This window comes from Streptomyces sp. YS-3, from assembly GCF_045257485.1.
GTDB lineage: Bacteria > Actinomycetota > Actinomycetes > Streptomycetales > Streptomycetaceae > Streptomyces.
Map to the genome: position 1 here is coordinate 21,863 of NZ_JBJHPC010000027.1, position 7,104 is coordinate 28,966.

Here is a 7,104-nt window from a genome sequence, read left to right on the forward strand (position 1 = left end):
GGGGTCAAGGCCCGGTGCGGGCGCGGGCCTTCACCCCCGCCAAGCCGCTTTCGTACGGCGTCATCGGGGCCTCGTCACCGTACGGACGTCACCGGTTGCCCAGCGTGCGCTTGGGGCGCGGCTCCACCGGCTCGTCGCGGGCCTGCGCCCACAGCGAGCGGACGTGGCCGAGGTGGCGGGCCATGCAGTCCTCGGCGCCGCGTTCGTCGCCCGCCACCATCAGGTCGAGGAGTTCGATGTGCTCCTCGGCGGACGAGATGAGCTGGCCGCGCTCGTCGAGGCGGGTCAGTCCGTAGAGCCGGGAGCGCTTGCGCAGGTCGCCGACGGTCTCCACGAGCCGTTCGTTGCCCGCGAGGCCGAGGAGCTGGAGGTGGAAGCGGCGGTCGGCGTCGAGGTAGCCGATGAGGTTGTGCTCGCGCGCGTGGGCGACGATCTCCTCGGCGACCGGTCGCAGCGCCTCCAGCTGCTCCACGCTCGCCAGCCGCGTCACCCTGCCGACGGTGGGCACCTCGATCATCGCGCGGAGTTCGGTGTACTGGTCGAGGTCACGCTCGCTCACCTCAGTGATACGGAAGCCCTTGTTCCGTACGGGTTCGACGAGCCCTTCGCGGGCCAGGTCCAGCATCGCCTCACGGACCGGGGTGGCCGAGATGCCGAAGTCGGCGGCCAGCCCAGGGGCGGAGTAGATGGCGCCGGGGCGCAGTTCACCGGCGACCAGGGCGGCGCGCAGGGCGTGGGCGACCTGGTCGCGCAGCCGTTCCTGGGCCGTGATGAGATTGCGCTGCTTCAGGTCGCCCATGGCACTTCCTCCGTGAATCCGCGGAGGCTCAGCGTACAATGTCACGTTGCCCAGTCGGGTTGCCCCGTGCGCGGTGCAGCGCCGCCGCCACGGCCAGATCCTCCCAGGCCATGCCCACGCTTTTGAAGAGGCGGGGGCGGTCGAAGGGGACGGCGACCCGCCCGTGGACGAGTTCGGCGAGGGTGCCGGCGATCCGGCCGGGCCCGATCACCCCCTCGTTCAGCGGGATCAGCAGGTCCCCCGCCTCCCGCAGCGCCGCCGCCCGTGACTCCACGTACACCGCCGAGCGCCGCACCAGCGCCGAGTCCGTCTCGCGGGCGTCCGGTTCGTGCGAGCCGACCGCGACGACGGTGGCGCCGTCCGCGACGAGCCGGCCGTCGAACAGCGGCTCGCGGGCGGTGGTGCAGCAGATGACGAGATCGGCGTCGCGGACGTCGGCGGCGGTGCCCGCGCACGCGTCCACGCCCAGCGTACGGGCGTACGCCACCAGCGCCGCGCACGCCTCGGGAGCGCGGGCGACCACGGTGACGGTCTTCACCTCGGCCACGGCAAGCGCCGCCCGCAGATGGCCGTACGCCTGCGGGCCCGCGCCGAACAGGACGAGGCGGCTCGCGTCCGGGGCCGCCAGGTGGGCGAGGGCCACGGCGGAGACGGCCGGGGTTCGCAGGGTCGTCAGGGCCGCGCCGTCCAGCAGGGCGAGGGGCAGCAGCGTCGCGCCGTCCAGGAGCAGATAGCCGCCGGTGATCCGGGGCAGGCCGTGCGCGGGGTTGGCCGGTGCCACCCCCGCGATCTTCACCCCGGCGTACGCCCCGGAGGCGGCGGGCATGAGCAGCAGCTCGCCCGCCGCGACCGGCAGGTTGACGCGCGGCGGGGCGGACTCGGGGTCGAAGCCGTCGCGCAGCACGCCCGCCACCGCCTCGGCTGCGGCGGCGGGTGTGAGCAGCCGCGCGATCTCCTCGGCGCCGACGAGGGCGGGGGTCCCGGCTGGTGCGCCGGTCACAGCAGGAAGCCCGCCGGGAAGGGGTCGGACGGGTCCAGGAAGTACTGGGCCGTGCCGGTGATCCAGGCGCGGCCGGTCACCGTGGGCACCACCGCCGGCAGCCCGCCGACCGTCGTCTCGTCGATTAGTCTGCCGGTGAACTCCGTACCGATGAAGGACTCGTTGACGAAGTCGCGGTGGAGCGGCAGTTCGCCGCGGGCGTGCAGCTGCGCCATCCGGGCGGAGGTGCCGGTGCCGCACGGGGAGCGGTCGAACCAGCCCGGGTGGATCGCCATCGCGTGCCGGGAGCGGACCGCGTCCGAGCCGGGCGCGGCGAGGTAGACGTGCTTGACCCCGCCGATCTCCGGGTTCTCCGGGTGCACCGGCCGGCCGGTGGCGTTGACGGCGTCCATGACGGCGAGCCCGGCGGCGAGCAGGTCGTCCTTGCGCGCCCGGTCGAAGGGCAGCCCCAGGTCGTCGAGGTGGACGAACGCGTAGAAGTTCCCGCCGTAGGCGATGTCGTAGGTGACCGTGCCGTATCCGGGCACCTCCACCTTGCGGTCGAGGCCGAGGCAGAAGGAGGGCACGTTGGTGAGGGTGACGGACTTCGCCTCGCCGTCCTCCACCCGTACGTCGACGCTCACCAGCCCGGCCGGGGTGTCGAGGCGGACCGTGGTGACCGGTTCGCTCACCTCCACCATGCCGGTCTCGACCAGCACGGTGGCCACGCCGATCGTCCCGTGGCCGCACATCGGCAGCAGCCCGGACACCTCGATGTAGAGGACGCCGTAGTCGGCGTCGGGGCGGGTGGGGGGCTGGAGGATGGCGCCGCTCATGGAGGCGTGGCCGCGCGGCTCGTACATCAGCAGGGTGCGCAGGTCGTCGAGGTGGTCGAGGAAGTGGAGCCGCTTCTCGGCCATGGTGGCGCCGGGGACGATCCCGACGCCGCCGGTGATGACCCGGGTCGGCATGCCCTCGGTGTGCGAGTCGACCGCGTGGTAGACGTGACGGGTGCGCATGGTCAGCGGAGTCCTTCCGCGAGGGCCTTCTCGGTGGCCGCGCGGACGGCGGACTCCTGGTCCCCGAGGAGCGCCGCGCGCGGCGGGCGGACCGGGCCGCCGGGGCGGCCGGCGATGTCCATGGACAACTTGATGGCCTGGACGAACTCGGTCTTGGAGTCCCAGCGCAGCAGCGGGTGCAGCGACTTGTAGAGCGGCAGCGCGCTCTCCACGTCCCCGGCGACGGCCGCGCGGTAGAGCTCGGCGCAGGCGGCGGGCAGCGCGTTGGGGTACCCGGCGACCCAGCCGACCGCGCCCGCGAGGGCGAGTTCGAGCAGCACGTCGTCGGCGCCGATCAGCAGATCGAGCTCGGGGGCGAGTTCGGCGATCTCGTAGCCGCGGCGCACGTCCCCGCTGAACTCCTTGACGGCGACGATGCTCCCGTCGCGGTGGAGCCGGGCCAGCAGGGCGGGGGTGAGGTCGACCTTGGTGTCGATGGGGTTGTTGTACGCGACGACCGGCAGCCCGGCCCGGGCGACCTCGGCGTAGTGGGCGCGCACGGCGCTCTCGTCGGCGCGGTAGGCGTTGGGCGGCAGCAGCAGGACCGAGCCCGCGCCCGCTTCGGCGGCCTGTTCGGCCCAGCGGCGCGACTCGGCGCTGCCGTACGCGGCGACGCCCGGCATCACGCGGGCGCCGTCGCCCGCGGCCTCGACCGCGACTTCGACGACCCGGGCACGCTCGTCGTCGGTGAGGGTCTGGTATTCGCCGAGGGAGCCGTTGGGCACGACCCCGTCGCAGCCGTTGTCGATCAGCCAGCGCACATGCGCGGCGAAGGCGTCGTAGTCGACGGACAGGTCCTCGCGCAGGGGCAGGGCGGTGGCGACCATGATGCCGCGCCAGGGCTGCCGGACGGTGGCGGAGGGGGCGGACTCGGCGGTCTGGGCAGACGTCATCGGGGACTCCCTAGTGTGGTGTGTGACATTTTACTGAAAGACGTACGACGGCCACAAGGGCACGCGCACGGATTGCGGACGGATCGCGAACGGACCGCGAACGGTGTGCGGGCGGGAGGGCTGCGGTCAGCCCTCGGACGGGGGCAGTCCGGCCAGTTGGCCGAGCTCCACCGGGCAGGACAGCGGGCGCCGGTCCTCACCGGGCCCGCCGCCCGCGAGGCAGGCCACGGCCTGGCCGCACATCCGGCCCTGGCACCAGCCCATCCCGGCCCTGGTCAGCAGTTTCACGGTCCGGGCGTCCTTCGCGCCGAACTCCGCCACCGCCTCCTTGATCCGCCCCGCCGGGACCTCCTCGCAGCGGCAGACCAGGGTCGCGTCGTCGAGCCACCCGGTCCAGCCGTCGCCGGGCCGGTGCGCGACCGCCATGGCCTCCGCGAACCGGCGCAGCCGCGCCCGCCGCCGTACCAGCGCGGCGGTCCCGGCCGGGCGCGGGACGCCCTTGAGCTCGTACGCGATCGCCGCCGCCGCCAGTTCGCCTTCGGCGAGGGCCAGTTGGGCGCCCCCGATCCCGCCGGTCTCCCCCGCCGCCCAGATACCGGGCACCGAGGTGCGCTGCGCGGGATCGAGTTCCAGGGCGAGGGTGTCGTCGGCGGTGCGCCGGGTGGCGCAGCCGAGGCCCGTCGCCAGTTCCAGTTGAGGGACGAGCCCGTGACCGACCGCCAGCGCGTCGCACGGCACCCGGCGTTCGCTGCCCGGGACGGGCCGCCAGTCGCGGTCGAGCCGGGAGACCGTCACGGCCTCGACGCGGTCGGTGCCGTGCGCGGCCGTCACCGCGTGCCGCGTCAGCAGCCGCACCCGGTGCCGCAGCAGCCCGCCGCCGTACAGCGCGCCCTCGCCCAGCTTGCCGGGATTGCGGACGAGCGCGGGCAGCCGCGTCGCGTACGAGGTGTACGAGGACGCCTCGACCACGGCCGGGACGGCGGCGCCGGCCGCGGCGAGCGAGGCGGCGACGGCGAGCAGCAGCGGACCGCTGCCCGCCACCACGACCCGCCGGCCCGGCAGCACCAGCCCGGCCTTGAGCATGGCCTGCGCCCCGCCCGCGCCGACGACGCCCGGCAAGGTCCAGCCGGGGAAGGGCAGTTGGCGCTCGTACGCACCGGTCGCCAGCAGCACGGCCCGCGCCCGGACCAGGGCCGGGGCCTCCTCGCCGCCGGGGCCGCTCGCCACGGCGTGCAGCAGCCACTCCCCCCTGGCCGCGTCCCGGACGACCGTCCAGACGTGGTGGGAGGCGAGGTGGGTGACGCGGCCGGCGCGGCGGTGGGCTTCGAGACGGGTCGCACGCGTGGCGAACGCCTGCCAGTCGTGGTGCAGCGCCTCCGGCCGGGCGGCACGCAGACCGGGGGCGGGATGACGGTAGAACTGTCCGCCGGGCCGCTCCCCGGCGTCCAGGAGCGTGACGCTCAGACCGAGGTCGGCGGCCGACACGGCGGCGGCGAGCCCGGCGGGCCCGGCACCGACGACGGCGAGATCACAGGGGGCGGAGGGGGCACAGAGCGTCGAGGGCGCCGAGGGTTCCGGTATCGGAGAAGACTCGGACAGCCCGGACGGCTCGACCGGTTCGCCGAGCTCCGAGGGCTCAGCGGGTGAGGTCGGCATGGCCTGTGCCCTCCTGGGTGGTGATCACGTCGCCGGGGCGCGCCGGGACGAGGCAGGCGCGCTGGTTGGGGCGGCCGTTGACGGTGGCGAGGCAGTCGTAGCAGGCGCCGATCCCGCAGAAGGCGCCGCGCGGTTCGCCCTGTGCGCGGGTGGTGCGCCAGGAGAGGATCCCGGCGGCCCAGAGCGCCGCGGCGATGCTCTGCCCGGGCAGCGCGGTGAGCCCGCGGCCGTCGAAGGTGAGGGCGAACGCCGGGTCGGGCGTCGCCCGGACGAGGTCGGCGGGCGAGGGGACGGTCCGGCTCCGGGAGTCGCCTGCGGACGGGGCGCGCCCTGCCGGGTCGCGCGGAGTGAGCCCGGTGAACCTGCTCCACCGGCTTCGACGGGCCGCGCCGGAACCCCCGGCCTCGTCCTCCGTTCCGTGCGTCGCGCTCATCGGGCGCCTCCCCGCTCGTTCTCGTGCTGGTGCTCGTCCTGGCCCGTGTGCCGCCCGCTCGCGAACCGGTCGGGCCGGAACGGCCGCAGGTCCAGGGCGGTCCGCTCGCCCCGCAGCGCCGAGGCGACGAGGAGGCCGGTGACCGGGGCGAGACCGATGCCGGCGCCCTCGTGCCCGCACGCGTGCAGCAGACCCGGCACCCGGGGATCGGGGCCGATCGCGGGCAGGTGGTCGGGAAGGTAGGGGCGGAAGCCCGCGTACGTACGGATCGCGCGGACGCCCGCGAGGACCGGGAAGAGCGCGGCGGCCTGGGCGGCGAGACGGCGCAGCGCCTCGATGGACAGGGAGCGGTCGAAGCCGACCCGCTCGCGTGTCGCGCCGATCAGGACCGGGCCCGAAGGCGTCCCCTCGACCACCGCGGAGGACTGGAGCGCGGCCGAGCCGCTGGCGACGTCCGCGATGTAGTCGGCGGCATACACCTTGTGCCGCACCAGGCGCGGCAGCGGCTCGGTGACCAGGACGAAACCGCGGCGGGGCAGCACCGGCAGGGTGGTGCCCGCGAGGGCGGCGATCTCGCCGCCCCAGGTTCCGGCGGCGTTGACGACGGCCGGGGCCGACAGATCGCCCTCCGGGGTGCGGACACCCCTGATGCGGCCGTCCGGCGCGGTGAGGACCTCGCGGACCTCCTGCTCCAGATGGACCTCGGCGCCGAACTGGCGGGCCGCGCGCAGCAGTTGGGCCGCCGCCTGGGCGGGCTGGACCTGGGCGTCCTGGGGGTAGTGGAAGCCGCCGGGAAGGCCGGGGGCGAGATGGGGCTCCAGCTCGTACAGCCGGTCGGCGGTGATCTCCCGCGCCTGGACGCCGGCCTTGCGCTGCCCTTCGGCGAAGGCGCGCAGCGCCGTCAGAGCGGTCTCGTCGGGCGCCACGACGAGGCCGCCCTTGGGCTCGTACTCGATCTCCGGTGGGAGGACGTGGGCGAGGTCGCGCCAGAGTCGGGTGGACAGCAGCGCGAGGTCGAGCTCGGGGCCCGCCTCCTTGTCGGAGACGAGCAGATTGCCTTCCCCCGCACCCGTGGTGCCGCCCGCGACGGGACCGCGGTCGACCACCGCGACGCGGAGTCCGGCGCGCCCCGCGTAGTACGCGCAGGCCGCGCCGGACTCCGCGTCGCGGTGGTCGACCGCGGTCCCGTCGCGGGCGGCACCACGGGTGCGGGGGAAGGCAATCTGCTCGTCTCCGACAAGGAGGCGGGCCCCGAGCTCGACCTCGCGCTGCTGTCCACCCGACTC

At 75.1% G+C, this 7,104-nt stretch carries 6 protein-coding genes and 1 pseudogene; all 7 read right to left on the minus strand.

Going from position 1 to position 7,104, the window contains the following annotated elements; genetic code table 11:
- Positions 1 to 88: 88 nt before the first annotated feature.
- A complete protein-coding gene (locus ACJA3G_RS04715) occupies positions 89 to 799 on the minus strand; it encodes a GntR family transcriptional regulator (protein WP_406551595.1) in 711 nt (236 codons plus the stop codon).
- A 28-nt stretch (positions 800 to 827) separates the two neighbouring features.
- Positions 828 to 1,799 (minus strand): ornithine cyclodeaminase family protein, encoded by a 972-nt coding sequence (locus ACJA3G_RS04720; RefSeq protein WP_406551596.1) that lies wholly within the window; start codon positions 1,797 to 1,799, stop codon positions 828 to 830.
- The gene (locus ACJA3G_RS04725) at positions 1,796 to 2,797 is read right to left on the minus strand and encodes a proline racemase family protein (protein ID WP_406551597.1); all 1,002 of its coding nucleotides are present in this window, start codon (positions 2,795 to 2,797) and stop codon (positions 1,796 to 1,798) included. The genes ACJA3G_RS04720 and ACJA3G_RS04725 overlap by 4 nt, the downstream gene beginning before the upstream one ends.
- A gap of 2 nt (positions 2,798 to 2,799) precedes the next feature.
- Positions 2,800 to 3,729: a dihydrodipicolinate synthase family protein gene (locus ACJA3G_RS04730; protein ID WP_406551598.1), complete on the minus strand. Its 930-nt coding sequence runs from the start codon at positions 3,727 to 3,729 to the stop codon at positions 2,800 to 2,802.
- Between the two features lie 126 nt (positions 3,730 to 3,855).
- Positions 3,856 to 5,385, minus strand: coding sequence for an FAD-dependent oxidoreductase (locus ACJA3G_RS04735; RefSeq protein WP_406551599.1), 1,530 nt, complete (start codon positions 5,383 to 5,385; stop codon positions 3,856 to 3,858).
- A pseudogene (locus ACJA3G_RS04740) lies at positions 5,366 to 5,671 on the minus strand ((2Fe-2S)-binding protein); the annotation flags it as partial. The gene ACJA3G_RS04735 and the pseudogene ACJA3G_RS04740, both read right to left, overlap by 20 nt.
- Positions 5,672 to 5,814: 143 nt before the next feature.
- Entirely contained in the window at positions 5,815 to 6,924 is a 1,110-nt protein-coding gene (locus tag ACJA3G_RS04745; RefSeq protein ID WP_406551600.1) for an NAD(P)/FAD-dependent oxidoreductase, read from the minus strand.
- Positions 6,925 to 7,104: the final 180 nt, after the last annotated feature.